Origin of the sequence: Guyparkeria sp. (genome assembly GCF_041687595.1) — a bacterium.
GTDB lineage: Bacteria > Pseudomonadota > Gammaproteobacteria > Halothiobacillales > Halothiobacillaceae > Guyparkeria.
The window spans coordinates 1-24,258 of record NZ_JAWLBP010000017.1 but is presented as its reverse complement, the minus strand read 5'-3'; the positions used below and the strand labels follow the sequence as shown (position 1 = coordinate 24,258).

Sequence of the window (24,258 nt, the reverse complement as noted above, 5' to 3'; positions counted from 1 at the left end):
TGCGTTGTCGCTTCCGTGTTTACAAGACGTGCCTACCGCGGCACGCATGCCGCCGGCAAGGGGAAAGCATGCCCGCTCGACGGCGCCGTGACAAGCATGTCTGGGCCAGGGCGTCGGCATGTCCGGCTCGATCAATCCTTCTCGGGTTCTCCCGCGGCCGCCTCGAGCTGGCGGACTCGCTCCCGGAGTCGTTCGTTTTCCTCGCGCATGTGGACGAGTTCCGTCACGTCCCGCTGGATGCCGATGAAGTAGGTCAGACGATCCTCGTCGTTGAATACCGGGGTGATCGACAGCTCGTTCCAGAACATGCTGCCGTCCTTGCGGTAGTTGCGGACGACGACGCGCGTGGCCTCGCCGGCGCGGATGGCCTGCCGTATCTGTTGCAGCGCTTCCTGCTCACGGTCGTCCAGCTGCAGGAAACGGCAGTCCTGATAGAGGATTTCCTCCTCGCTATAGCCGGTCAGTTCCTCAAAGGCCTGGTTGGCATAGATCAGGATGTTGTCGCTGCCTTCCTGCTCGGCGATCACGATGCCGTCGGTGGACGCATTGACCGCCTTCTTGAGCAAATTCGCATCCAGCATCGCCGTCTGGATCTCCCGTTGCGCGTGGTGTTCGCCGCATTGTGACACAGACCCGTTCATGTTCCGAGGTCACCTCAATGGCGGGTCGCGGTGTTCGGCTTCGGTCGTGCCGGTCCGAGGGCGCTCGCGACTGCCTGCCGGCAGTGCTCGATGTCGTCCTCCACCAGGCGCCGCCAGCGCTGCATGAAATCCACGGCCTGGTCACCGCTTTCCGGCTCCAGCGCGGGCAGTCGGCATCGGAAGATGCGCGCGCCGGCCAGCGAACCCGGCTGTTCCCGCTCCGGGCCGGGTTCGACCGTGGCAATCCGCACCCACGCCTTGGCGGACCAGCGCCGCACGAGTTGCTCGCGCTGGGTCTCCGACAGGCCGGTCGGCAGCAGGCGGGCGTGGAGCCGGTCGTCGTGCAGCGCGCTGAACAGTCGAAGCCCGCCGGCCGTGAATGGCTGGCCGGGACCGTCGGCGGTGTCGATGGCCACCACGGGAGAGTCGGTCTGGCCCGGCGCGTCGGCCACCCAGTCGGCACGGCCCTTGATGTACTCGGCCAGCCAGATCAGGCCCAGATCCCGGTCCGGCCACGCCGTGCGCGCCTCCAGGTGGGCGAGCGATTCGACCAGGACCTCGCGCAGATAGTCCTCCGGTGTCAGCCACAGCAGGGCGGTGGCTTCGGCGGCTCGCAGTGCGGCCGGATCGAGGTCGATCGCCGCCTGCATGACCCGTTCGAGCAGGGATCTGGGCGGGGCGACCGGTTGCGGGGGTTTCTCCGGCTCCGGTTGAGTGGCGGCGCTTCGGGATTCGTGCTCCAGCAGGGAGGCGATCTGCGCGAAGCCCATGCCGCTCTCGGCGAGTTCCTGGATGCGCTGGATCGTGCGGATGTCCTGCTGGCTGTAGAGGCGATGGCCGGCGGGTGTGCGGGTGGGGCGGATCAGGTCGTAGCGGCGCTCCCAGGCACGCAGCGTGATCGGGTTGATCCCGGTGATCTGTGCCACCAAGCGAATGGGCAGCAGGCCCTTATCGTCTGTGTCGACTGGGTTCTGATCGGTCCTGGACAACTTGCCCACCTGCGACGGTCGTTGGGTGTATAACTTGTGCATCGATATGGTAGCAGTCTTGGTCTAAGCTCGCTCCAGTTTCGCGGCAGGTGACGACATTACCGGCAAGGGGGCAGTACATGACAGCAGGACGGGCACGGACATATTGGCTGGTCGGTGCCAGCAGCGGCATCGGAGCCGCGCTGGTCGACCGGCTGGTCGCTGGCGGGCACCGCGTGGTGATCTCCGCCCGCCGGCAGGCGGTGCTCGACGAGCGAGCCGCCCGCGATCCGGAACGGATTCTCGCCCTGGCTGCCGACGTTACCGATCTCGATTCGCTCGCCCGCGCCTGGGACGGGATGCTGGACCGCTGGGGTATGCCCGACTCGGTCATCCTCAATGCCGGGGACTACGAGCCGATGGGGCTGGCGGACTTCGACCCGACGCTGTTCGAACGCCTGATGCGCGTCAACTTCCTCGGGGCGGTCAACGGCATCCAGGTGGTCAAGGACGGATTCATCCGTCGAGGCGCGGGGGAAATCGTGCTCACGGCCAGTGTCGCGGGGTACCGGGGGCTGCCCTATTCCTCGCCCTACGGCGCCAGCAAGGCGGCGATGATCAACCTCGCCGAGTCCCTCCGTCCGGAATTCGCCCGGGAAGGCGTGGCCATCCGGGTGATCAATCCCGGTTTCGTGCGCACCGCGCTGACCGACAAGAACGACTTCCCCATGCCCGGACGCATCGAGCCCGAGGACGCCGCCCGACGGATCGCGGCCGGGCTGGCCGGTCGCGGCTTCGAGATCCTTGCGCCGCGGGGTTTCGGGTACGTCATGAAGGTCCTTCGCCTGCTGCCGTATCGGATGTATTTCGCGATCACGAGACGGATGCTCCGGGAGCCCGGGCAATGACCGCTGCCGGCCGGGACATCAACCGGGCGGCGGCGCTCGAGCGCCTCGTGACCGTGATGGAAGGCCTGCGCGAGGACCGTCTCGATACGCTGGAGACGGTTTACGCTCCGCAGGCCCGCTTCGTCGATCCCTTCAACGCGGTAGAGGGCGTTGAGGCCATCCGCGGGGTCTTCGCCCACGGCTTCCGGCAGTGCCCGGACATGCGCTTTTCCGTGACCGCGAGGGCGGTGGATGGCGATCACGGTCTGCTGCGATGGAGGATGCGCTGCGGCGAGGCACCCGGTGCGCTGGTGATCGAGGGCATGACCGAGGTGGTGCTGGCCGATGACGGACAGGTGCTCCTGCACGAGGACCACTGGGATCCGGCTGCGCAGATCTACGAGCAGGTGCCGCTGCTCGGCTGGCTGATGCGCCGTATCAGGCGCCGCCTGGCCGCCCCGCTCGACTGATGCGATCCTCGTCTTCCTCGTCGGGCCCGTCCTCGCCGTTGGCGGCTTCCGGGTCCCGGTAGTCGGTCCAGGCCGGGTCGGGCTCGTAGATCGGCGGGGCCGCCTCGGTGACGGGCTCGGCGCCCTCCTGCTCGTTCTCCTCGACCGAGCGAGGGTCGAGCTCCACGCCGGCGGCGGACGTGCGCTGGGTGAAGACGTATCCGCCGCGTTCGTCATCCGGTACCGGGGCATCGATGAGGATGCGCCAGAAGACCAGCCCGATCAGCGTCATCAGCGCGGCAAGCACGAACAGGGGGAAGCCCGGGGCCCCGAAAAGTCCCATGGCGACGCCACTGATGATCGGCCCGGCCACGGAGCCGGCGCCGTTGACCAGCAGTAGCCCGCGTGTGCCCTCCAGCACCTGGTGACTGGCCAGTCGGTCGTTGGTCTGCGCGACACTGATCGCGTAGAGCGAGAAGGAGAAGCCGCCGAAGGCCAGCGCCAGGGCGAACACGGCCGGCGAGGGGAACCACTCCTGGATGGCCAGCAGGATCGAGAACAGTCCGCCGAGAGCGGCGACCAGGATGAGCGCGTAACGGCGGTCACGGCCGTCCGACAGCCGTCCGATGGGCCACTGCAGCAGCGCGCCGCCGACGATCACTGCCGCGACGAAGGTGGCAACCTGCGTGTCCGGCAGACCGATGCGATTGGCATAGACCGCCGCCATGCCGTAGACGGTCCCCGTGATGGTGCCGGACAGCAGCGCGCCGATGACCCCCGTGGGCGCCAGCCGGAAAAGCTCGATCAGCGGCAGTCGCGTGGTCTCCATGGGCGGGGGCTGGCTCACGCGGGTCAGCGCGACCGGCACCAGCCCCAGGGAGAACAGCAGGCCGACGATGGCGAAGGTCGAGACGTCCATCGCGCCGTAAGGGGTGATCAGGAACTGCCCGGCCCCGTAGGCAAACAGGCTGACCATCATGTAGATGCCGAAGACCTGCCCCCGGTGGGTGGTGACCTTCTCGTTGATCCAGCTCTCGATCACCATGTACAGGCCGAGCAGGGTCACCCCGTTGACCAGACGCAGGACCATCCAGATCCAGGGATCCACCAGCAGGCCGTGCAGGATGGCGGCCGCCGAGGAAATGGCGGCCAGGGCGGCGAAGGTGCGGATGTGGCCGACACGGCGGATGACGCCGGGAATGGTTACCGTCCCCAGCACGTAGCCGACGTAGAACGCCGACATCACCAGGCCGATGGTGCCGTCGGAGAAACCTTCCTCGGCGGCGCGCAGGCCCAGCAGGGTCGCCAGTAGGCCGGAGCCTGCCAGCAACACGCCCATGCCGGCGAGCAGCGACTGGACCGACAGGACGGTGCTAAGCATCGGGCGGTTGCCCCCGGCGTGCGTTCGATTGTCGGACGGAGAGAACCATCAGTCGGTCCGCGGCGTCTGCTGGCTGGGGCAGTCGACGGCGAACAGGCGCTCGTCCTCGAGTCGCAGGGCGGTCAGTTGCCGTCCCCAGAGGCATCCCTGGTCGATGCCCCAGGCATTGTGACGGGACATGGCCGGCCCCAGCGTCGACCAGTGGCCGAAGACGATTCGCCGGTCGGCCGTCGGTCGGCCGGGCATGGCGAACCAGGGCAGCAGCGAGGGGTCCGCCTTCTCCGGCGGGCGCTTCTCGTCAAAGTCCATCCGCCCGTCCGGGTGGCAGTAGCGCATCCGGGTGAAGGCGTTGATGGCGAAGCGCTGGCGGTCGACCGGTGCGGCAGCCTCGTCCCAGCGGTCGCTCTGGTTGCCGAAGATGTCGCGGAAGAAGCCCGTCGGCTCATCGCCGGCCATGGACGCCTCGGCTGCCCGGGCCTCCTCGATGGCCTGCGCCAGTGTCCAGGCGGGGGCGATGCCGGCGTGCACGAGGGTCCAGTCGAGTTCCGGGTCGTGGTGGATCAGCGGTCGGCGACGCAGCCAGTCGAGCAGTTCGTCGCGATCGTCGGCCGCGAGGATCGGAGCGAGCGTGTCCCGCCCGCGGGCCTTGCGGGTACCGTAGTGGCAGCCGAGCAGGTGGATGTCGTGGTTGCCGAGCACGGTGACGGCCCGGTCGCCGAGCTCGCGGACGAAACGCAGCGCTTCCAGCGATTGCGGCCCGCGATTGACCAGGTCGCCGACAAACCACAGCCGGTCCCGTGCCGGATCGAATGCGACCCGCTCGAGAAGGGCCTCGAGCGGGTCCAGACATCCCTGGAGATCGCCGATTGCGTAGGTCGCCATGTTGTTCTTTCGCTTTTGGGCGGTGAATGTCGGGGAATGCTAGCACCCATGAGAGTGCCTCGGGCGCAGCCCGGTCGCGTTTTCACGCAGGCGGCAACTGGCGGGTCTACTGGATGGACCGGAAGGAGGGCGGGGCGATCAGGTCGAAACCGGGGATGTCGACCCGGAAGACCGCGCCGGCATCGGTGCGAAACCCGTAGTCCCCCCGCATCCGGCCGGCCGGGGACTCGATGATGGCCCCGGAGCGATAGGAATAGCGCTCGCCGGGCTCCAGCCGGGGCTGTTCGCCCCCGACCCCTTCGCCGCGCACCTCCTTGATGACGCCATTGCCATGGTCGATCACCCAGTGCCGGTCGGTGAGCGTGATCGCTCGCGTTCCGTTGTTCTCGATCATGATCTCGTAGCCGAAGGCATACCGGCCGACGCTCGTGTCGCTGTGCTCGGGGACGAACACCACCCGGGGTTGAATGGCAACGTCGCGTGCCTCGGTGTTCATGGACCGAAGCTGCTCCGGTCGACGAACCAGTCCGTGGGGCGCCCGGCGGCCAGTCGTTCGGCTGGCAGGTCGGTGTAGCCCTCGCGGATGCGGGCGACCGCCGGGCGCTTCTCCGCGCCGATCACCAGGAAGACGACGTCGCGGGCCTGTTCGAATACCGGGGCGGTCAGCGTCAGTCGGTGGCAGTGCAGCTTTTCCACCGGGTTGACGGTCACCAGCCGATGCCGCTCGTTCAGTGCCGGCGTGTCCGGGAACAGCGAGGCGAAGTGGCCATCCTCGCCCATGCCCAGCAGGGCAACGTCGAAGCGCGGCACGGAGCTGGCGGCCCAGCGGTGCAGGGTGGCCTCGTAGGCCCGCGCATCGCGCTCCGGATCGCTCTGGTGGTCCGAGACCATGGGGAAGGTGTGGTGCGGCGGGATGCCCAGTGGCTCGAACAGGGCCTGCCGCGCCATCAGGAAGTTGCTCTTGGGGTGGTCCATCGGCACGTTGCGCTCGTCGCCGAAGTAGAACTCCACCCGATCCCACGGCAGGGCATCGTGGAAGTGTTCCGCTAGCGTCAGGTACAGACGCCGGGGCGTGCTGCCGCCGGCCAGGGCCATCCGCGCCACGCCACGCTCCCGGATGGCTTCGGCGAGCCGCTCGGCCAGGAAGGCCGCGCAGGCGCTGAAGGTTTCCGAGGCGGTCTCGCTGCAATGGAATTCGGGTGTCGAGGGCATGACCGTTCGCGAGCCTGTCCGGATGGTGACTGGCGGGGCCGGGGCCCCGGACGATTCCAATGGCCGCTCGGGCCGTCTCGGATATTTCAGTCGGTCGACTCGAGCTGCCTGGCCAGCGCAAGGAAGGCGGGGATGTCCAGTGCCTGGGCGCGCAGCGAGGGGTCGATACCCGACGCTTCAATTGTTGACGCTGGCATGAGGGGTTTCAAGTTGTTGCGCAGGGTCTTGCGCCGCTGGGCGAAGGCCGCGGTGACCAGGCGTTCGAAACGCGCCTGATCCGCCGGCGGGACCAGCGGCTCGGCGCGCGGGGTGATGCGGATGATGCTCGAGTCGACCTTGGGCGGCGGATTGAACGCCTCCGGCGGGACGTCGAACAGGTGTTCCACCCGGGCGCGGGCGTTCACCAGCACGCTCAGTCGCCCGTAGGCCGAGTCGTTCGGTTCGGCGGCCAGGCGTTTGGCCACCTCCTTCTGCACCATGAACACCATCTCGCCGATGAAGGTCGACTGCTCGAGCAGCCGCGTGATCAGGGCCGTGGCGATGTTGTAGGGCAGGTTGCCGACGACGGTCAGTGGCGGGTGGAGGCCTTCGGCCTCCACCAGGGCGGCGAGGTCCAGCCGCAGGGCATCCTGTGGCACCAGGCTCACCTGCCGGCCGAGGGAGGCGGCGTCAAGGGTTACCCGCAGGTGGCGTATCACGTCGCGATCGAGCTCGATCGCCACCACCCGCCCGGTTCGGCGGGCCAGCGGCAGGGTCATCGCCCCCAGCCCGGGACCGATCTCGACGATCTCGTCGCCTTCCGGGATCGCGGCGAGGATGCGCCCGATAATGCCCTGGTCCACCAGGAAATTCTGGCCGAAGCGCTTGCGGGCCCGGTGACCGTCCTGAATGCCGTGTCGGGCCATGTCAGGCCGCCCTCCGTTCGGCCTGCTCGCAGGCCAGGGCGATGGCAGCGGCCAGCGAGCCGTGCTCGGCGCGACCGGTGCCGGCCAGGTCCAGGGCCGTGCCGTGATCCACCGAGGTGCGGATGATCGGCAGGCCCAGCGTGACGTTCACGGCCCGGCCGAAGCCGGCGTACTTGAGTACCGGCAGGCCCTGGTCGTGGTACATCGCCAGTACGGCGTCGGCGTGCTCGAGGTGTCTGGGCGTGAACAGCGTGTCCGCCGGCAGGGGGCCGACCGCCTGGATGCCCCGGGCGCGCGAGGCCTCCAGCGCCGGCCCGATGATGCGTATCTCCTCGTCGCCGAGGTGACCGGACTCGCCCGCGTGCGGGTTCAGGCCGGCCACCAGGATCCGCGGCTGCGGCTTGCCCAGCCAGTCGGCCATCGACCGGTGCAGGATCTCGAGCACGGTGGTCAGCACCTCGCCGGTGATGGCGGCCGGCACGTCGGCCAGCGGCAGGTGGGTCGTGGCCAGGGCCACGCGCAGGTCGCCGGCCACCAGCATCATCACCGGGTGGCCGCCCACCCGGTCGGCGAGGTATTCGGTGTGGCCGGTAAAGGCCACGCCCGCGTCGTTGATCACGCCCTTGTGAAGCGGGGCGGTCACCATCGCGTCGTAATCCCCCGCCACGCAGCCGTCGGCGGCATGGTCGAGCAGGTCGAGCACGTGACGGGCGTTGGCGGAGTCGAGGCGTCCCGGCGTCACCGGGGCGGCGGCGGGCAGGTGACGGAAGCGAAAGCCCTGTGCCTGGTCGCCGGACCTCTCCGGATCGGCGTCCGGCCAGTCGAAGGGCAGGCCGAGCGCCTCGGCCCGCGCGGCGAACACCGCACGGTCGCCCAGCACGACCAGTTCGGCCGGCGGGACGAAGGCCGGGTCGGCGGCGAGCGCGAGCAGCAGGTCCGGCCCGATGCCGGCCGGCTCACCGCTGGTTATTGCCAAGCGCACGCTGGCCACTCGCGTCGTTGACGGTGCCGGTCAGGCGGTTCTCGATGTAAGCCTCCGAGCGCAGGCGCCGGATGTACTTGGTCAGCTCCTCGTCGGCCCGGCGCTCGCCGATGGCGTTGCGTGCCTGGTTGCGCAGGTCGTCGCCCGAGATGTCGCGACTGCGGCGGTCGTTGACGCGCAGGAAGTGAAAGCCGAACTGGCTCTCGAACACCGGGCTGATTTCGCCCACGTCGACGGATTGCATCACCTCGGCGAAGGCCGGATCGAGTTCCTCGGGGTTCGTCCAGCCCAGATCGCCGCCGCGCTGTGCCGAACCCGGGTCGTCGGAGAATTCCTGCGCAACCTCGCCGAACGCGGCCTCGCCGTTGACCACTCGCTGGCGGAGTTCTTCGGCCAGCTGGCGGGTGGCCTCGGGGTCCCGCTCGCTTTGCGGGCGGAGCAGTACATGCTCGGCGCGGTATTCGGTCACCGAGGCGCCGCCGGTGACCGTGCGCGTGTCGGCCACCTTGACGATGTGGAAGCCGTTGGGGCTGCGCACGATCTCGCTGACATCCCCGGCCTCAAGGTTCTGGACCACGGGCAGGAACAGGGTGGGGATCCGCCCGGCATCGCGCCAGCCCAGGTCGCCGCCCTCGTCGGCATTGAGGGCATCGGAGCGTTCGGCGGACACCGTGGCGAATTCCGCGCCATCGACGAGGCTCTCGCGGATATCCTCGGCGCGCGCCCGGGCCTGTTCGACCGCCTCCGGGGAGGCGTTCTCGGGCACGGCCACGAGGATCTGCGCCAGACGGTATTCCGTCTGATCGGCCGACGCCCCGGTGCGCTGCTCGATCCAGGCGTCGATGTCACGGTCGCTGACGTTGATCTGGCTGTAGACCTCGCGCTTCTGCAACTCCTCGAGGAGCATCTGATCGCGGATGCCGTCGCGGAAGCTGGCCCAGTCCTGGCCCCGGCTCACCACGGCGTCACGCAGCTGGGACAGGGTCAGTCCGTTGCGCTGTGCAATGCCGTTGAGGGCCTGGTTCAAGCGGGTATCGTCGATCTGTATGCCGATCTGCTTGGCCCGCTCAAGCATGGTCGCCTCGGTGATCATCCGGTCGAGCACGCGCTCGGCCAGGCGTTCGCGGTCGGCCGGACTCATGGAGGCCAGGTTCACCTGGTCGCCCAGTTCCGCGATCTCCGCTTCCATCTGACGTTGGGTGATCACGCGATCGTCGACCACGGCGACGATCCGGTCCAAAGGCTGAAAACCCTCCATGCCCTGTGCCACGGTGGGTGCCGCCGGGATGAAGGCAAGCATCGCAGCGGCCAGCGCGGCCAGCGGCTGGCGGAGGAGTCCGGAGATCGGGGCGTGCAGGAAATGCATGGATGGTCTCGCTTTGCGCACGGTTCGGGAAACGGTTGGTGACTGACGGCCGATCATAACGTATCGACGGGCGGACGGCCGACTGGCCCGCGGCCGGATGAGCCTCAGGGCCGGAAGCCCAGGATGTCGTCCCTGAACTGGCCGCCGCCGATGCCGCCCAGCCCCTTGAGCTCGATCTGGAAGACGATGGCGTTGGAGTACTCGGCGTCCTCGCCGAGGTCGACGCCCGCCTCGGGGCGGACGATGTATCGCTTCAATGCCAGTCGCGCCGCCCAGCAGCAGGACTCGTAGCCCACGCCCAGCAGGGACTGGACGACCTGTTCGGCATCGAAATCGTAGCCCACGCGGCCAAGCATCGACCAGCGTCGCGACAGCGGCCAGGCGAACGAGACGTCGCCCTGCCGGTAGTCGGGGTCGGTCTCGTCGAGACCGACGCGGGTGAAGTAGGACAGGTTGAGGAGGCGGTTGTTCTCGCCGCGGTAGCCCAGCCGGGCCTGCGAGCGGGCCAGTTCCTCGCGATCGGTGTCGTACTCGGCGGTGAACGAGCCGCTCCAGTGCTGGGTGACGTCGCTGTAGACCTCGGCGAGCACGGTCGAGCCGCCCTGCTCCTCGTAGGAGGCCGTGTGGCCGGGCCGCAGGGTGGTTTCCGAGTCCTCGAAGCGGTAGCGCTGGGCGACGCGCAGCGACAGCGGCACCGTGCCCCGGTGCGTGTCGAGAAGCGACCAGGAGAGGCCGGAGGTCAGGGCGTTCTCGTCGGCCACCCGGTCGCCGCCGGAATAGCGGTTGGGGCGGAACAGTTCGCTGTAGCTGAGCGTGGTCAGGCCGGTGTCGAACAGCGGGATGTCGTCCTGGTCGCGGTACGGCACGTAGAGGTAGTACATCCGCGGTTCGAGCAGGGCGCGATACCGGCCCGTCTCGCCGTAGGCGCGCTCGAAAAACAGGCTGCCGTCGACGCTCGAGATGGGCACGCTGCGCGTCGCCCCGGTGTCGTACTGATCGGCGGTCGGCGCCATCTGCTCGTCGAGGTGATAGCTGGTCGCATCCAGCGTGACCTCGGGGCGGAGGCGATACCAGGTGTCCGAAAAGCTCTGGCCGAGCGTGAGCGCGGCGTGGGCGCGATCCCCGACGATACGCTCGTCGGACGGGTGCGCGAAGCGGGTCACGTCGGCGCGCACGCCCAGGCTGGGGGCAAGGTGCTCGCCCCACTGGCCGAGCCCGAAGCGGTTGCTTGCGGTCAGCCGCGGCATGATCCGGTACGGGTGCTGGTACTCGGTCAGGTCCGGGTTGATGGTCTGATAACGCTGGGCCTGCAGGCCGAGGTTCCAGCCGCCGCCCGGCCGGGCGTTGATGCGCAGGTCGCTTCTCAGGTGGCTGGCGGTCGATTGCTCCAGGTTGGTGGAGAAATCCTGAAAGAACCGGTCGTCCGAGACGCGATTGATGTCGACCCGGTAGTCGAGGTCCGGGTTGATCCGCCCGCTGCTGTCGACGCCGAGCGACCAGCGCGACCCACCGTCCACGCGGTCATCGGGCAGGTAAAAGAAGTCCACCTGGTCGCGGCCACGGTCCCGCTCGCCGAACTGGTGCAGCCAACGGGCCTGCCCGGCCAGCCCCAGGCCGCGTTTGGTGTAGAGCGACGGGGTGAGAGTGGCGTCCATGTTGGGCGCGATGTTCCAGTAGTACGGCTGGGCGTACTCGAATCCGCCCTCGGTGCTGTTGCCGAATGTCGGATAGAGAAAGCCCGACTGGCGGCGGTCGTCGATCGGGAAGTTGATGTAGGGCGCATAGAACACCGGCACCCCGCCGGCGCGGAGTGTGGTGTGCCAGGCTTCGCCACGACCGGTTTCACGGTTGAGGTCGACCTCGCGGGCCCGGAATTCCCAGTCGCGCTTTTCCGCCGGGCAGGTGGAGAAAGTCGCCTGCTCGAGGCGGTAGTGCTGGCGGTCCTCCTGGAGGATCGTGCCCGCCACCCCGGACAGGTGGCGGCTGTCGATCCAGTAGCGGGCGCGTTCCAGTCGGCCGGCATCGGTATCGAGGTTGAGTTCGCCGCGTTCGGCCTGGACGGACATGTCGTCCGTTTGCAGCCAGAGGGAACCCTCGCCGGTCACCACGGCTTGCGGCGACTGCCGGTAGATGAGCGTGTCACCCAGGATGCGTCGTCCCGGTTCCTCGACCACGGCGCCGCCCGACAGGGTGATCACCCCATCGCGGCCGTAGCTGGCCCGATCGGCCGCGGCCCGGCCCGGGGCGCCGACCTGGAGCGGGGTGTAGTCGGGCCGTTCGGTGCCGAAGGCCGGGCACAGGGCGAACGGGCCCTGCGCATCGGCATGGGCCGGGAACGAGCCACCGGTCATGACCGTCAGACCGGTCGCGACGGCGCCCGCCAGACGTGTCTTCCCTGACAGCACCCGGGGCGGGCCTCAGCCCTTGCCGGGGGCGATGGGATCGAGGATGCGACGGAAGTCCGCGGCGATCTCCTCGATATCGCGCTCGCCATCGACGCGTTCCAGTCGGCCGTCGCGCTCGTAGTACTCGACCAGCGGGGCGGTCTGCTCCTGGAACACCTCCAGGCGGCGACGCACGGTTTCCTCGTTGTCGTCGCCCCGCTGCACCAGTTCGTGCTCGCAGTGGTCGCACTGGTGCTCGGAATCCGGCGGGTTGGTGTAACGGTTGAAGACCGCGCCGCATTCCTTGCAGGTCATCCGGCCGGTCAGCCGCTTCATCAGATTGTCCAGCGGCACGTCCAGCAGGATGCCCATCTCCAGCGGCCGCTTCATCTTCTCGAGCATCTTGTCGAGCGCCTCTGCCTGGGCGATGTTGCGCGGAAAGCCGTCGAGGATGAAGCCGCGTTCGGTGTCCGGCTGGTCCAGCCGTTCGCGGATCATGCCCAGCACGATGTCGTCGCTGACCAACTGACCCTCGTCCATGGCGGCCTTGGCCTTCTGGCCGAGCTCGGTGCCGGCGGCCACGGCGGCGCGCAGGAGGTCGCCGGTGGAGATTTGCGGTACCTGGTAGTGTTCGACCAGGCGTGCCGCCTGTGTGCCCTTGCCCGAACCCGGGGCGCCCAAAAGTACGATTCGCATGGTTTTCAAGATCGCGTTTGCTGTGGGTTTGGCCAGTCCGGCGTGTCACCGGGGCGAGGTTGAATCCGGGGCTCCGGTCAACCGGCGAAAAACGGTATCATAACCAAAACGTCGCGGCTTGCCTTTGCAGGCCGCGAATTCGATCCGTTCATCCGAAAATTCACGCAATCGATTCGAGGCTGACCCCATGGACCTGTCGAAGATCCCCGCTGGCAAGAACCCCCCGGAAGACATCAACGTCGTCATCGAGATCCCCGTGCAGGGCGTACCGGTCAAGTACGAACTGGACAAGGAGTCCGGCGCGCTCCTGGTCGACCGCTTCATGGCGACCTCGATGTACTACCCGACCAACTACGGCTTCATTCCGCAGACGCTCTCCGACGACGGTGATCCGGTGGACGTGATGCTGGTCGCCCCCCTTCCGCTGCAGCCCGGCTCGGTGATCCGTGCGCGTCCGGTCGGCATGCTCGAGATGACCGACGAGTCGGGCATCGACGCCAAGATCATCGCCGTGCCGCATGACAAGCTCACCCCGCATTACCACGACGTGAAGAAGGTCGATGATCTGCCGGGGTTCCTGCTCGAGCAGATCCAGCACTTCTTCGAGCAGTACAAGGCGCTCGAGCCGGGCAAGTGGGTCGAGTGCAAGGGGTTCGCCGACAAGGCAGCCGCCTGCAAGGAGATCGAGGACTCGATCGCGCGCTACGAGGCCGAGTGATCGTCCCGCCCCGGGTGACTGCCCGGGGTTGTCGCGCCAAGACGGCGCGTCCGCGGCTGGTGGGGGGTGTCGGATGCCGGGTCGAGCGAGGCCGGGGGTCCGGCATCACCCGCTTTCCCTCCGGCTTCTCACTGATGGTGGTGACGACCGATGCTGTATCGGCAACCCGATCGCCTGCATGACCATGGCAGGGCCCGGCGCGTCTTTCGCATGCGCATCCTGCTGGGGGCGGTCGTCTCACTGTTCGTGATCTTGATTCTCTTCGGTCGTGCCGCCTGGCTTCAGATCGCCCAGCACGACTACTACTCGGCCAAGGCGGAGCAGAATCGCACCCGCATCGTGGTCCTGCCGCCGGAGCGCGGCCGCATCTTCGACGCCCAGGGCGAGGTGGTGGCCGACAACGTCGCCACCTACCAGGTGCAGATCACCCCGGAGCACAGCCGGGACGTCCGTGCCGAACTGGACATGCTCGCCCGGGTGCTCGAGCTGGACTCCGCCGAGGTGGAGGCGCTCGCCGAGCGCATCCGTGTCGGTCGTCGTTTCGACCCCGTGCTGGTCAAGGCCGATCTCGACGAGGTCGAGCGCGCGCGCATCGCCCGGCTCAAGCCCTGGCTGCAGGGCACGGAGATCGTGTCCAGCCTCAAGCGTGTCTACCCGTATCGCGAGTTGCTGGCCCACGTGGTCGGCTACGTGGGGCGGATCAACGCCGAGGACGTCAAGCGCATCGACGCGGATGCCTACCAGGGCACGCAGTACATCGGCAAGACCGGCATCGAGCGGCAGTACGAGGACCGTCTGCACGGGGTGCCGGGCTATCGGGTGGTCGAGGTCGACGCCCTGGGGCGCGAGATCGAGGTGCTGGAAACGGTGCGCCCCACGCCCGGTCACGACCTGGCGCTCTCGATCGATGTCGGGCTGCAGGGCATCGCCGCGGCCGCGCTCGGGGAGTACGCCGGGGCGGTGGTCGCCGAGGACCCCCGCGACGGCGCCATCCGGGCAATGGTCTCGCGGCCCTCGTTCGATCCCAACCTGTTCGTTGACGGCATCGGCCGGGACACCTACCGCGCGCTGCTGGAAGACCCCGACCGTCCGCTCTACAACCGGGTGACCACCGCGGCCTACCCGCCGGGCTCGACCATCAAGCCACTGATGGGTGTCGTGGGCATGGAGGACGGGCTGATCGAGCCGGACGAGCGTTTCTTCGCCGGCCCGTACTACCAGATCCCCGGGAACAAGCACCGTTATCGCGACTGGCGCAAGTGGGGGCACGGTTGGGTCGACTTCGAGGAATCGGTGTTCCGCTCGGTGGACGTCTATTACTACGACCTGGCCTATCGCATGGGCATCGACCGGATGCACGAGTTCCTGACGGATTTCGGCCTGGGGCAGCCGACCGGTATCGACCTCCCGGGCGAGAGGTCCGGCCTGATTCCCTCGCGGGACTGGAAGCGTCGCGTGAAGGACGAGATCTGGTTCCCCGGCGAGACGGTGATCGCCGGGATCGGACAGGGCTACATGCTGACCACCATCCTGCAACTGGCCGACATGACGGCCACCCTGGCGCAGTCGGGTACCCGGCACCGCCCCTGGCTGGTGGCGGACAATCGCGGGATGCGCCCGCCCGTCGAGATCGAACGAACGGATGCCTGGCGCCGTGCCCGCGAGGCCATGCTGGCAGTGGTCGAGCACGAGCGAGGCACGGCGAACAAGATCGCCGCGCCGTACCCCATCGCGGGGAAGACCGGCACCGCCCAGGTGTTCTCGGTCGCTCAGGACGAGGAATACGATGCCGAGGAACTCGAGCGCCGGCTGCACGACCATGCCCTGTTCGTCGGCTTCGCGCCGTTTGACGATCCGGAGCTAGCCGTGGCGGTCATCGCCGAGCATGGCGGCAGCGGCTCCGGCACGGCGGCGCCGATCGCCCGCAAGGTGATGGATTTCTGGTTCGGCGTGGAGCCGGACTCCGAGATCCAGCCCGAATTTTCCGAGTACGGGGACTGACCATGGCCGGAGAGCGACTGCAGGCAGCGCGGTGGAGCGAGCGTCTCGAGATGACGCTGCGGTCGATCTTCAAGCTCGACCCGGTGCTGCTGTTCTTCGTCTGCCTGATCGCGACGATCGGGCTGGTGGCCGGGTATTCGGCCTCGGAGCAGAGCGCCCAGTGGGTCGAGCGCAGCATCGTGCGCATGGGGCTCGGCTTCGGCCTGATGCTGGTGATCGCGCAGATACCGCAGCGCTGGTTCTTCGCCACCGCGCCGTGGTTGTTTGCCATGGTGACCCTGATGCTGGTGGCCGTCTGGCTGGTGGGCGACATGGGCGGTGGGGCCCGGCGCTGGCTGGACCTGGGCGTGATCCGCTTCCAGCCAGCGGAGCTGATGAAGGTGGTCATGCCCATGATGATCGCCTGGTTCCTCGCGCGCCGGCCACTGCCGCCGCGGTTCGTCGACGTGATCCTGGCAATGCTGGCGGTGTTGATTCCCACCGGCCTGATCATGCTCCAGCCGGACTTGGGATCGGCCCTGCTGATCATGGCCTCGGGGCTGTTCGTGCTCTTCTTCGCCGGGTTGTCCTGGTGGTACATCGGCAGTTTCGTCGCCCTGGCCGTCGCCGTCATCCCGGTGATGTGGTTCTTCTTCATGCACGGTTACCAGAAGCAGCGCGTGCTGACCCTGCTCGACCCGGCGGCCGACCCGCTCGGCTCGGGCTATCACACCATCCAGTCGATGATCGCGATCGGCTCGGGCGGAGTGTGGGGCAAGGGCTGGTTGCAGGGCACCCAGTCGCACCTCGACTTCCTCCCCGAGGGCACCACCGACTTCATCCTCGCCGTCTACGCCGAGGAATTCGGCCTAGTGGGGCTGGCGGTGCTGTTCGCCCTTTATCTCGCGGTGATCTGGCGGGGGCTGTGGATCGCCGAGCATGCCGAGTCGGTGCAGGGACGCCTGCTGGCCGCGTCGATCTCGATGACCTTCATGGTCTACGTGCTGGTCAACGCCGGCATGGTGCTGGGATTGCTGCCGGTGGTGGGCGCGCCCCTGCCGCTGCTGAGCTACGGCGGCACGGCGCTGGTGACCATCATGGTGGGTTTGGGTATGCTGATGAGCATCCGCACGCAACGCAGCTTCCTGGGGCACGATCGCTGATGAACAAGGCACTGACAGGGTTTGTCCGGGGCAGTCGAGCAATCGGCGCCGTGGCTCTGGTGACGGCGCTCGGGTTGACCAGTCCCGGTGTGCTTGCCACCACCGGGGACTACATGGAGCGCGACGACGTGCGCGCCTTCATCGACGAGGCCGTGGCGGAGACCGGTGCGCCGCGGGAGGATGTCGAGCGGTGGATCGCCTCGGCCGAGTACCAGCAGAAGATAATCGATGCGATTACCCGTCCGGCCGAATCGAAGACCTGGGGCGAGTACCGGCCGATCTTCCTCACCGAAAAGCGCATCGAGCAGGGTGTCGCCTTCGCTCGCGATCATGCCGACCTGCTCGAGGAAATCGAGCGGACCTACGGTGTGCCGCGCGAGATCATCACCGCGATCGTCGGCGTCGAAACCTTCTACGGACGGATCACGGGCGGCTATCGCGTCATCGACGCGCTCGCCACCCTGGGGTTCGACTATCCCCGCCGGGGCGAATTCTTCCGCGGTCAGCTGATCGACTTCATCCGTCTGGTCGACGAAGAGGGTCTGGACATTGACCGCGCCAAGGGCAGCTATGCCGGGGCGGTGGGCATGCCCCAGTTCATCCCGTCGAGCTACCGCCACTACGCCGTGGACGGCGACGGCGACGGTCGTCGTGACCTCTGGGACAGCCAGGAGGACATCTTCGCCAGCGTGGCGAACTACTTCGTCGAGCACGGCTGGGGGCAGGGCGAGCCGGTGATGATGCGTGTCGAGATCAATGATGCCGACGTGGACGACCTGCTCAATACCGGACGCGATCTCAAGCCGAAGACCTCGCTTTCCGAACTGCGTGAGCGGGGCGTGACCGTTCCCGATGATGCCCCGGTGCCGGATGATTTCGAGGTGATGCTGTTCACCCTGACCGACGGTGACGATGTCGAATACCACGTCGGGTTCAACAACTTCTACGTCATCACGCGCTACAACCACAGCGTGCTCTACGCCACCGCCGTCTGGCAGCTTGCCCAGGCGGTCGCCGCCGGCCTGGAGGCCGATCGGGAGGTCGGGGGGTGACCATGGTGCGCGTCGCAGGTCGAAACGAGGCCGGGGGTCGCATGGGGGCGCTCCGCATGCCCGTTCTGGCACTGATCGCGGCCCTGCTGGCACTGGCCGGCTGCTCCAGCTCCCCCTCGGTCGACCGGGCCGAAACGGCCGATGCCGAGCCCCGGGCCGAGCCGCCCGCCCGCCAGGGCAACCCGAGCAGCTACAAGGTGCTCGGCAAGCGTTACCAGGTTCGCGACAGCAATGCCGGTTATCGCGAGCGTGGCGTGGCCTCGTGGTACGGCAACAAGTTCCACGGCCGGCCGACGTCGTCGGGCGAACCCTACGACATGTACAAGATGACCGCGGCGCACAAGTCGCTGCAGCTGCCGGCCTACGTGCGGGTGACCAACCTGGAGAACGGTCGAAGCGTCGTGGTGCGGGTCAACGACCGTGGCCCGTTCGTCGACAACCGGGTTATCGACCTGTCCTACGCCGCGGCCCACAAGATCGGGATGACCGAGAAGGGTACCGCGCTGGTGGACGTCGAGGTGGTCGGGCCCGGCCAGCAGGACCAGGCCTCCGCCCGCACGGTGAGCATCTCGGATGCGGATTCGGGGAACTGGGGGCGCTCGGCGTTGCCAAAGGTCCGCTGGGGCGAGAACGTCTTCGTCCAGGTGGGCGCCTTCCGCGACCGCGAGAATGCGGAGGCTGTCCGCGCTCGCCTCAAGGGGGCCGGGATCGCCCCCTTGCGTCAGGAGGGGGGCGAGCTGACACGCCTGCGAGTCGGACCGTTCGATTCGCAGCGGGCGCTCGACGACACGATGGCCCGGCTCCGGGAAATGGGATTCAACGATGCAGAAATGGTGGTGAAGAAATGATCAAGGCCTTGTCATCCCTTCGACGCGGCGGCTGGTGGCGTCACGGGTTCCTGGCTGCGCTGTTCGCCTTCGCGGCGATCTGGAGCGCGATGGGACAGGCGGCGTTGCCCACGCCGGGTGCGCCGGACCTGTCGGCGCGCTCCTACATCCTGCTGGACTACACCACCGGGCAGACCATCGTCGAGCGGGATGCCGATCGTTCCGTGCCGCCGGCGAGCATCACCAAGTTGATGACTGCCTACCTTGCCTTCGAGGCGCTCGACTCCGGCGACATCGCCATGGACGACGAGGTGCTCGTCACCGAGAAGGCATGGCGGATGGGCGGTTCGCGCATGTTCATCGAGGCCGGCAAGACCGTGACCGTCGAGGAACTGCTGCAGGGCATGATCGTGCAGTCCGGCAACGATGCGGCCACGGCCCTGGCCGAGTACATCGGTGGCAACGAAAGCTCCTTCGTCGCCCAGATGAACGCCACCGCCGAGCGCCTGGGCCTGGAAGAGACCCATTTCGAGAATCCCACCGGCTGGCCGGCCGAGGGGCACCTGATGTCGGCGCGTGACATCGCCACGCTGCTCTCGCGACTGATCCACGAGCATCCGGACCTCTACCGTTATTTCCGGCAGAAGTCTTACACCTACAACGGCATCAAGCAGTACAACCGCGAGAAGCTGCTGTTCCGTAACGACTGGGTGGACGGCGGCAAGACCGGTCACACCGAGGAGGCCGGCTATTGCCTGGCCACCTCCGGTGCGCGTGAAGGCATGCGCCTGGTCGCGGTCGTGCTGGGCACCGACAGCGACGAGGCCCGCAACAACCAGGCCGAGGCGCTGCTCAACTACGGCTTCCGGCACTTCGAGACGGTCGACGTGCGCGAGGCCGGCGAGACCCTGGCCAGTCCGCGCGTCTACAAGGGCGAGACAGACCAGACCCCGGTGGGCCTGCGCGAAGACCTTTCCGTCCTGGTGCCCAAGCGGCAGAGCGACGAACTGGCCGTCACGCTCAAGCTCGATCCCGAGCTGACCGCGCCGATCGCCAAGGGCGACCGGCTGGGCAGCCTTAAGGTCTCGCTGGGCGACGACACCATCGCCGAGCAGTCCGTGGTCGCCCTCGAGGACAACCCCGAAGGCGGCCTGGTCAAGCGCCTGACCGACAGCTTCTGGCTATGGTGGGAATGAGCGCGCGCCCCGTCTATCTCAACGGCGAGTGGTGTGATACGGCCACCGCGCAGGTGTCCGTGTTCGACCGTGGCTACCTGTTCGGCGACGGCGTCTACGAGGTGATTCCCGCCTTCGGCGGGCAGCTGTTCGGCCTCGAGCCGCACATGGATCGCCTGTCGCGCAGCCTGCGGGAGATAGGCATCTCCGAGCCGCTCGCGCGCCAAGATTGGCAGGAGATATTCGATCGCCTGCTCGAGGACTACGCGGGTCGTGATGCGGCCATCTACCTGCAGGTGACCCGCGGCGCCCCGGTGCCCCGGGACCACGCCTGGCCCGACCCGGCCACAGCCCCGGGCGTGATGGCGACGGTCTCGCCAATCGGCGCGCGCAGCGACGGCGCGCGAGCGATCACCCTGCCCGACCAGCGCTGGGGGCGCTGCGACATCAAGAGCATCAACCTGCTGCCCAACACCATGGCCCGCCAGAAGGCGGTCGAGCAGGGCGTGGACGAGGCGATCCTGGTGCGCGACGGGCTGGTGATCGAGGGCTCGGCCACCAACCTGTTCGCCGTGATCGGCGGCCGGCTGGTCACCGCCCCCACCGGTCCGCAGATGCTGGCCGGCATCACCCGCGGGCTGCTGATCGATCTGGTCCGGCGGGAAGGGCTGGTGGAACTCGACGAGTCGTACATCACCGTCAGCGCACTGCGCGGGGCCGACGAGGTCTTCCTCACCAGTTCCACCAAGGACCTGTGGCCCGTCCTCGAGATCGACGGCGAGCCGGTCGGGCAGGGCAAGGGTGCCGGTCGGCCCGGCCCGGTCACGCGACACCTCGACGGGCACTTCCAGCAACTCAAGCAAAGCCAGCGGAGACCCGCATGAGCGACGATCCCCACTTCCGCGGCAGCGGCAAGACCTGCAACCCCTTCGACAAGCCCAGCGTGGCCGAGGACGAGGCGGCGCTGGAGCGCGAGACCCTGATCGACTTCCCGACCGAGTTCCCCATCAAGATCATGGGGCCGGCGACCGATGCCTTCGTCGAGGACATTCGCCGGGCCGTCGACGGCGTGGTGCCCGGGCTGCCGGAATCGGCCTGGTCCCGCCGGGAGAGCGGCAAGGGCAACTTCGTCGGCCTGACCGTCACCTTCACCGCCACCTCCAGGAAGCAGATCGATGACGTCTACCGCGCCATCACTGCGCACCCGGACGTCAAGATGTGTCTCTGAGCGAAGCCGGAAGCTTGAAGCTGACAGCTGAAAGAGGTTGTGCGCGGAACTTCGGGTAGGATTTTTCTCACTCAGAGATCTTCCAGCTTCGAGCTTCCAGCTCTTTACTGTGGGTCGGGCTTCAGCCCGACAGTCGGCCGGGAGGTCGACTTCCCGCTCAACTGGTTCCAGTCCTGCCTAGTATGCCCCGATTCCCCGAAGTCCACTGGCTGGGCGAGTCCCGCGACTACCGCGCCACCTGGGCGGCCATGCGCCGCTTCACCGCCCGGCGCACGTCGGAGACGCCCGACGCCTTCTGGGCCCTGACCCATCCGCCGGTGTTCACCCAGGGGCTGGCCGGGCGTGCCGAGCACCTGCTGGCGCCGGGTCGGATCCCCGTGGTGCCCACCGACCGCGGCGGGCAGGTCACCTACCACGGCCCGGGGCAGCTGATGCTCTACACCCTGGTCGACCTCAGACGGGCCGGGCTCGGTCCGCGCGAGTGGGTGCAGACACTGGAGCAGTCGGTGATCGACTGGCTCGCCGACCGAGGCGTCCTGGCCGAGCGTCGCGCCGATGCCCCGGGCGTGTACGTGAACGGGGCCAAGATTGCCGCGCTGGGTCTGAAAATCCGTCAGGGCCGCTGTTATCATGGCCTGTCGTTCAACATCGACATGGACCTGGCGCCGTTCGCCCGCATCAATCCCTGCGGCTACGAAGGGCTGGCCGTCACCGACGTGAAAAGACTCCTTGGCGACGGCGAGGCCCTGCCGGCCATCGCCCGCGAGTTGACCGACAACCTGGCCCGTTGCCTGCCGTAGGAAGCGCCTTCAGGCGCGATGACCGAACCTTCGGCGCCAACCAGGCCGGCCTCCCGAGCCCCGGAGAAAGAATCATGACCGATTCCTCGTACAACGCCGCCACCCGGCCCGATAGCCCGACCCGGGAGATGCGCTCCTCCGACAAGGTCTCGCGCATCCCCGTCAAGATCGAGCCCAGCGCACCGATGCGCAAGCCGAGCTGGATTCGCGCCCGACCGCAGGGCGGCGCGGAGGTCCAGCGCCTCAAGCGCGTCGTGCGCGAGCAGGGGCTGAATACCGTCTGCGAGGAGGCCAATTGCCCGAATCTCGGCGAATGCTTCGACAACGGCACGGCGACCTTCATGATCCTCGGCGACATCTGCACGCGCCGCTGTCCGTTCTGCGACGTGGCCCACGGCAAGCCGCGCCCGGTCGACCCCGAGGAGCCGGCCCGCCTGGCCGAGACCGTGCGCGCGATGGGATTGAAGTACGTGGTGATCACCTCGGTCGACCGCGACGACCTGCGCGACGGTGGCGCCCAGCACTTCGCCGATGTTATCCGTGCCCTGCGCGAGGCCAACCCCGGCCTGATCGTCGAGATTCTCACCCCCGATTTCCGCGGCCGGGTGGAGAAGGCCATCGACATCCTCAGCGCCGAGCCGCCTGACGTGTTCAACCACAACCTCGAGACCGTCCCCGAGCTCTACAGCGCCGCGCGGCCGGGCGCGAGCTACCAGGGCTCGCTGGACCTTCTCGCCGAGATGAAGCGCCGCTGTCCCGACGTGCCCACCAAGTCCGGCCTGATGCTCGGCCTTGGCGAGACCGACGAGCAGCTGCTGAGCGAACTTGCCGACATGCGCGATCACGGCGTCGACATGCTCACCCTCGGCCAGTACCTGCAGCCGTCGGTGCACCACCTGCCGGTCAAGCGCTTCGTCTCCCCCGAGCACTTCGCCGAGCTCGGCCGCCAGGCCGAGGCCCTGGGCTTCACCCACGTCGCCGCCGGCCCGATGGTTCGGTCGTCCTACCATGCCGACCAGGGCGGGTTCGATGTGTTGAAGAAAGCGGGAAGCTGACAGCTGGAAGCTGGAAGCTGGAAGCTTGAAGAGGCGCTCGTAGGAGCGGCTTCAGCCGCGATGGCCAGACCAAGGGGAAGAAGTAAGAAGTCAGAGGTCAGAAATCACAGGAGACCATTCTCTTTCGGCTTCAAGCTGTCAGCTTCCAGCTCACCCTCCGACCTCTGATATCTGACCTCTCACTTCTTGCGCCGCAAGGCGCCTTGTTGCACTCATGCAACAGACAACCACCGTTTTGTTGCGAACGGGCCCCGCAGGGGGTTGTCAGGGCCTTCCATAGGGCTAGTATTGGCCGCGTACCTGGTGAACGACCCGACTGAAACCGGGGAAATTTGGAAATCTCACAACCACATTGGAGATGGAACCGATGAAAAAGAACATCATTGCAATGGCAGTCGCCGCTGCAGTTGCCGCTCCGGCAGCTGTCATGGCCGACACCACCCTGTACGGCAAGATCCACACGTCCATCGACGTCTGGGGCGGCGACAATGTCGATAACTCCGACTACAGCTTTGCCTCCAACTCTTCCCGCATCGGCATCAAGGGCAAGGAAGACATTTCCGACAACCTCGCCCTGATCTACCAGTGGGAAAACGGTCTGGACTGGGGCGGCAAGGCTGGCTCCGGTCTCGGCGGCGAGACCCGTAACACCTTCGTCGGCTTCACCGGCAACTGGGGTACGGTCATCGGCGGTCGTCACGACACCCCGTTCAAGTCCCTGGGCCGTAAGTACGACCTGTTCGGCGACACCATCGGCGATTCTCGTGCCATCATCCGTGGCACTAGCGCTAGCCCGACCACGGCTGGTTTCGACGAGCGTCTGGACAACGTCCTCGCTTACGCCACGCCGGACCTGGGTGGCTTCAGCGCCATGGGTGCCTACGTCACCAACTGGAGCGGCGACGACGCTTCTGCTCCGACCGACATCAACAACGAGTACGATGCTTACAGCCTGACTGCTGGCTATGAAATCGCCGGCTTCATGATCGACGGTGGCTACGAGCAGCACAACATCGACGATCCGAATGTTGCTGGCATTTCCAGCGAAGAGTCGGCCTACCGTGTCGGTCTCGGCTACAAGCTGGGCGGCTTCAAGGTTGTCGGCCTGTACCAGCAGATCACCGATCTTGGCTTCCAAGACGATAACGACGTTGAAATGTGGGGTGTCGGTGGCGCCTACGGCTTCGGCAAGAGCACCGTCAAGGCCCAGTACTACGTAGCTGACGACACGGACAATGCCGTTGAAGACAACGGTGCAGAGCTGTGGGCTGTCGGTTACGACTACAAGATGAGCAAGCAGACCAGCCTCTACGCTGCCTACGGTTCCATGGATGCTGACCTGGCCGGCACCTACGAGCTGACGAAAGGCACTGGTCACGGCGAGCGCGCCAACTTCGACGGCAGCGATAGCAACGCCTTCTCCGTGGGCCTCGTCCACAAGTTCTAATCGATCCTGAATCGATAGGAACAACAAAGGCGCCTTCGGGCGCCTTTTTTCGTTGCGGGC

Annotated in this window: 24 protein-coding genes; 13 read left to right on the top strand and 11 right to left on the bottom strand. The window is 67.3% G+C overall.

The window, feature by feature from the left end:
• Nucleotides 1-131: 131 nt before the first annotated feature.
• Together ACESL5_RS04295 and ACESL5_RS04290 are read right to left on the bottom strand one after the other, a co-directional pair.
• Nucleotides 132-581: a PAS domain-containing protein gene (locus ACESL5_RS04295; protein WP_372591553.1), complete on the bottom strand. Its 450-nt coding sequence runs from the start codon at nt 579-581 to the stop codon at nt 132-134.
• Nucleotides 582-655: 74 nt separating this feature from the next.
• Nucleotides 656-1,567, bottom strand: a complete 912-nt coding sequence (locus tag ACESL5_RS04290) for a MerR family transcriptional regulator (protein ID WP_372591552.1) — start codon at nt 1,565-1,567, stop codon at nt 656-658.
• 182 nt (nt 1,568-1,749) lie between these two features.
• On the opposite strand from ACESL5_RS04290, the gene ACESL5_RS04285 reads away from it, so the two are divergent.
• Nucleotides 1,750-2,517, top strand: a complete 768-nt coding sequence (locus ACESL5_RS04285) for an SDR family NAD(P)-dependent oxidoreductase (protein WP_372591551.1) — start codon at nt 1,750-1,752, stop codon at nt 2,515-2,517.
• Nucleotides 2,514-2,966 carry a nuclear transport factor 2 family protein gene (locus ACESL5_RS04280; RefSeq protein WP_372591550.1) on the top strand — a complete coding sequence of 151 codons (453 nt, stop codon included), beginning with the start codon at nt 2,514-2,516 and terminating at the stop codon, nt 2,964-2,966. The genes ACESL5_RS04285 and ACESL5_RS04280 overlap by 4 nt, the downstream gene beginning before the upstream one ends.
• On the opposite strand, the gene ACESL5_RS04275 is transcribed toward ACESL5_RS04280, so the two are convergent.
• From ACESL5_RS04275 to ACESL5_RS04235, 9 genes are all read right to left on the bottom strand, one after another.
• The gene (locus ACESL5_RS04275; protein WP_372591549.1) at nt 2,935-4,326 is read right to left on the bottom strand and encodes an MFS transporter; all 1,392 of its coding nucleotides are present in this window, start codon (nt 4,324-4,326) and stop codon (nt 2,935-2,937) included. The two genes, ACESL5_RS04280 and ACESL5_RS04275, sit on opposite strands and share 32 nt — an antisense overlap.
• A 48-nt stretch (nt 4,327-4,374) precedes the next feature.
• Nucleotides 4,375-5,208 carry a symmetrical bis(5'-nucleosyl)-tetraphosphatase gene (locus ACESL5_RS04270; protein WP_372591548.1) on the bottom strand — a complete coding sequence of 278 codons (834 nt, stop codon included), beginning with the start codon at nt 5,206-5,208 and terminating at the stop codon, nt 4,375-4,377.
• 106 nt (nt 5,209-5,314) lie between these two features.
• A complete protein-coding gene (gene apaG, locus ACESL5_RS04265) occupies nt 5,315-5,704 on the bottom strand; it encodes a Co2+/Mg2+ efflux protein ApaG (protein ID WP_372591547.1) in 390 nt (129 codons plus the stop codon).
• The gene (gene pgl, locus ACESL5_RS04260; RefSeq protein WP_372591546.1) at nt 5,701-6,420 is read right to left on the bottom strand and encodes a 6-phosphogluconolactonase; all 720 of its coding nucleotides are present in this window, start codon (nt 6,418-6,420) and stop codon (nt 5,701-5,703) included. Before pgl ends, apaG begins: the two co-directional genes overlap by 4 nt.
• 86 nt (nt 6,421-6,506) lie before the next feature.
• Complete coding sequence (gene rsmA / locus ACESL5_RS04255; protein ID WP_372591545.1) at nt 6,507-7,325, bottom strand: 16S rRNA (adenine(1518)-N(6)/adenine(1519)-N(6))-dimethyltransferase RsmA; 819 nt, start codon at nt 7,323-7,325, stop codon at nt 6,507-6,509.
• A gap of 1 nt (nt 7,326) precedes the next feature.
• Nucleotides 7,327-8,307 carry a 4-hydroxythreonine-4-phosphate dehydrogenase PdxA gene (gene pdxA, locus ACESL5_RS04250; RefSeq protein WP_372591544.1) on the bottom strand — a complete coding sequence of 327 codons (981 nt, stop codon included), beginning with the start codon at nt 8,305-8,307 and terminating at the stop codon, nt 7,327-7,329.
• A complete protein-coding gene (locus tag ACESL5_RS04245; RefSeq protein WP_372591543.1) occupies nt 8,282-9,673 on the bottom strand; it encodes a peptidylprolyl isomerase in 1,392 nt (463 codons plus the stop codon). The genes pdxA and ACESL5_RS04245 overlap by 26 nt, the downstream gene beginning before the upstream one ends.
• Nucleotides 9,674-9,777: 104 nt before the next feature.
• Complete coding sequence (locus ACESL5_RS04240; protein WP_372591542.1) at nt 9,778-12,078, bottom strand: LPS-assembly protein LptD; 2,301 nt, start codon at nt 12,076-12,078, stop codon at nt 9,778-9,780.
• A gap of 12 nt (nt 12,079-12,090) precedes the next feature.
• Nucleotides 12,091-12,753, bottom strand: a complete 663-nt coding sequence (locus ACESL5_RS04235) for an adenylate kinase (protein WP_372591541.1) — start codon at nt 12,751-12,753, stop codon at nt 12,091-12,093.
• A 187-nt stretch (nt 12,754-12,940) separates the two neighbouring features.
• Between ACESL5_RS04235 and ppa the strand changes: the two genes are divergently transcribed.
• From ppa to ACESL5_RS04180, 11 genes are all read left to right on the top strand, one after another.
• The gene (ppa, locus tag ACESL5_RS04230) at nt 12,941-13,471 is read left to right on the top strand and encodes an inorganic diphosphatase (protein ID WP_372591540.1); all 531 of its coding nucleotides are present in this window, start codon (nt 12,941-12,943) and stop codon (nt 13,469-13,471) included.
• Nucleotides 13,472-13,621: 150 nt separating this feature from the next.
• Nucleotides 13,622-15,472, top strand: a complete 1,851-nt coding sequence (gene mrdA / locus ACESL5_RS04225) for a penicillin-binding protein 2 (RefSeq protein WP_372591539.1) — start codon at nt 13,622-13,624, stop codon at nt 15,470-15,472.
• Between the two features lie 50 nt (nt 15,473-15,522).
• Nucleotides 15,523-16,614, top strand: a complete 1,092-nt coding sequence (gene rodA, locus ACESL5_RS04220; RefSeq protein WP_372591564.1) for a rod shape-determining protein RodA — start codon at nt 15,523-15,525, stop codon at nt 16,612-16,614.
• Nucleotides 16,614-17,666 carry a lytic murein transglycosylase B gene (gene mltB, locus ACESL5_RS04215; RefSeq protein WP_372591538.1) on the top strand — a complete coding sequence of 351 codons (1,053 nt, stop codon included), beginning with the start codon at nt 16,614-16,616 and terminating at the stop codon, nt 17,664-17,666. The genes rodA and mltB overlap by 1 nt, the downstream gene beginning before the upstream one ends.
• A 41-nt stretch (nt 17,667-17,707) precedes the next feature.
• On the top strand, nt 17,708-18,514 hold the full coding sequence (locus ACESL5_RS04210) for a septal ring lytic transglycosylase RlpA family protein (RefSeq protein ID WP_372591537.1): 807 nt from the start codon (nt 17,708-17,710) through the stop codon (nt 18,512-18,514).
• A complete protein-coding gene (locus ACESL5_RS04205) occupies nt 18,511-19,689 on the top strand; it encodes a D-alanyl-D-alanine carboxypeptidase family protein (protein ID WP_372591536.1) in 1,179 nt (392 codons plus the stop codon). Before ACESL5_RS04210 ends, ACESL5_RS04205 begins: the two co-directional genes overlap by 4 nt.
• Nucleotides 19,686-20,552, top strand: coding sequence for an aminotransferase class IV (locus ACESL5_RS04200; protein WP_372591535.1), 867 nt, complete (start codon nt 19,686-19,688; stop codon nt 20,550-20,552). The genes ACESL5_RS04205 and ACESL5_RS04200 overlap by 4 nt, the downstream gene beginning before the upstream one ends.
• Nucleotides 20,549-20,896: a YbeD family protein gene (locus ACESL5_RS04195; protein WP_372591534.1), complete on the top strand. Its 348-nt coding sequence runs from the start codon at nt 20,549-20,551 to the stop codon at nt 20,894-20,896. Before ACESL5_RS04200 ends, ACESL5_RS04195 begins: the two co-directional genes overlap by 4 nt.
• 182 nt (nt 20,897-21,078) lie before the next feature.
• Nucleotides 21,079-21,696 (top strand): lipoyl(octanoyl) transferase LipB, encoded by a 618-nt coding sequence (lipB, locus tag ACESL5_RS04190; protein WP_372591533.1) that lies wholly within the window; start codon nt 21,079-21,081, stop codon nt 21,694-21,696.
• 74 nt (nt 21,697-21,770) lie between these two features.
• A complete protein-coding gene (gene lipA, locus ACESL5_RS04185) occupies nt 21,771-22,751 on the top strand; it encodes a lipoyl synthase (protein WP_372591532.1) in 981 nt (326 codons plus the stop codon).
• A 367-nt stretch (nt 22,752-23,118) separates the two neighbouring features.
• The gene (locus tag ACESL5_RS04180; protein ID WP_372591531.1) at nt 23,119-24,198 is read left to right on the top strand and encodes a porin; all 1,080 of its coding nucleotides are present in this window, start codon (nt 23,119-23,121) and stop codon (nt 24,196-24,198) included.
• Nucleotides 24,199-24,258 lie beyond the last annotated feature (60 nt).

What these genes read in the sequence shown, in the direction of transcription:
- mltB (WP_372591538.1), top strand. Translation starts at nt 16,614, where the DNA reads ATGAACAAGGCACTGACAGGGTTTGTCCGGGGCAGTCGAGCAATCGGC.
- lipA (WP_372591532.1), top strand. Translation starts at nt 21,771, where the DNA reads ATGACCGATTCCTCGTACAACGCCGCCACCCGGCCCGATAGCCCGACC.
- ACESL5_RS04270 (WP_372591548.1), bottom strand. Translation starts at nt 5,208, where the DNA reads ATGGCGACCTACGCAATCGGCGATCTCCAGGGATGTCTGGACCCGCTC.
- ACESL5_RS04200 (WP_372591535.1), top strand. Translation starts at nt 19,686, where the DNA reads ATGAGCGCGCGCCCCGTCTATCTCAACGGCGAGTGGTGTGATACGGCC.
- apaG (WP_372591547.1), bottom strand. Translation starts at nt 5,704, where the DNA reads ATGAACACCGAGGCACGCGACGTTGCCATTCAACCCCGGGTGGTGTTC.
- ppa (WP_372591540.1), top strand. Translation starts at nt 12,941, where the DNA reads ATGGACCTGTCGAAGATCCCCGCTGGCAAGAACCCCCCGGAAGACATC.
- ACESL5_RS04245 (WP_372591543.1), bottom strand. Translation starts at nt 9,673, where the DNA reads ATGCATTTCCTGCACGCCCCGATCTCCGGACTCCTCCGCCAGCCGCTG.
- ACESL5_RS04285 (WP_372591551.1), top strand. Translation starts at nt 1,750, where the DNA reads ATGACAGCAGGACGGGCACGGACATATTGGCTGGTCGGTGCCAGCAGC.
- rodA (WP_372591564.1), top strand. Translation starts at nt 15,523, where the DNA reads ATGACGCTGCGGTCGATCTTCAAGCTCGACCCGGTGCTGCTGTTCTTC.
- ACESL5_RS04275 (WP_372591549.1), bottom strand. Translation starts at nt 4,326, where the DNA reads ATGCTTAGCACCGTCCTGTCGGTCCAGTCGCTGCTCGCCGGCATGGGC.
- ACESL5_RS04295 (WP_372591553.1), bottom strand. Translation starts at nt 581, where the DNA reads ATGCTGGATGCGAATTTGCTCAAGAAGGCGGTCAATGCGTCCACCGAC.
- pgl (WP_372591546.1), bottom strand. Translation starts at nt 6,420, where the DNA reads ATGCCCTCGACACCCGAATTCCATTGCAGCGAGACCGCCTCGGAAACC.
- ACESL5_RS04195 (WP_372591534.1), top strand. Translation starts at nt 20,549, where the DNA reads ATGAGCGACGATCCCCACTTCCGCGGCAGCGGCAAGACCTGCAACCCC.
- ACESL5_RS04210 (WP_372591537.1), top strand. Translation starts at nt 17,708, where the DNA reads ATGGGGGCGCTCCGCATGCCCGTTCTGGCACTGATCGCGGCCCTGCTG.
- mrdA (WP_372591539.1), top strand. Translation starts at nt 13,622, where the DNA reads ATGCTGTATCGGCAACCCGATCGCCTGCATGACCATGGCAGGGCCCGG.
- ACESL5_RS04235 (WP_372591541.1), bottom strand. Translation starts at nt 12,753, where the DNA reads ATGCGAATCGTACTTTTGGGCGCCCCGGGTTCGGGCAAGGGCACACAG.
- ACESL5_RS04180 (WP_372591531.1), top strand. Translation starts at nt 23,119, where the DNA reads ATGAAAAAGAACATCATTGCAATGGCAGTCGCCGCTGCAGTTGCCGCT.
- lipB (WP_372591533.1), top strand. Translation starts at nt 21,079, where the DNA reads ATGCCCCGATTCCCCGAAGTCCACTGGCTGGGCGAGTCCCGCGACTAC.
- rsmA (WP_372591545.1), bottom strand. Translation starts at nt 7,325, where the DNA reads ATGGCCCGACACGGCATTCAGGACGGTCACCGGGCCCGCAAGCGCTTC.
- ACESL5_RS04205 (WP_372591536.1), top strand. Translation starts at nt 18,511, where the DNA reads ATGATCAAGGCCTTGTCATCCCTTCGACGCGGCGGCTGGTGGCGTCAC.
- ACESL5_RS04280 (WP_372591550.1), top strand. Translation starts at nt 2,514, where the DNA reads ATGACCGCTGCCGGCCGGGACATCAACCGGGCGGCGGCGCTCGAGCGC.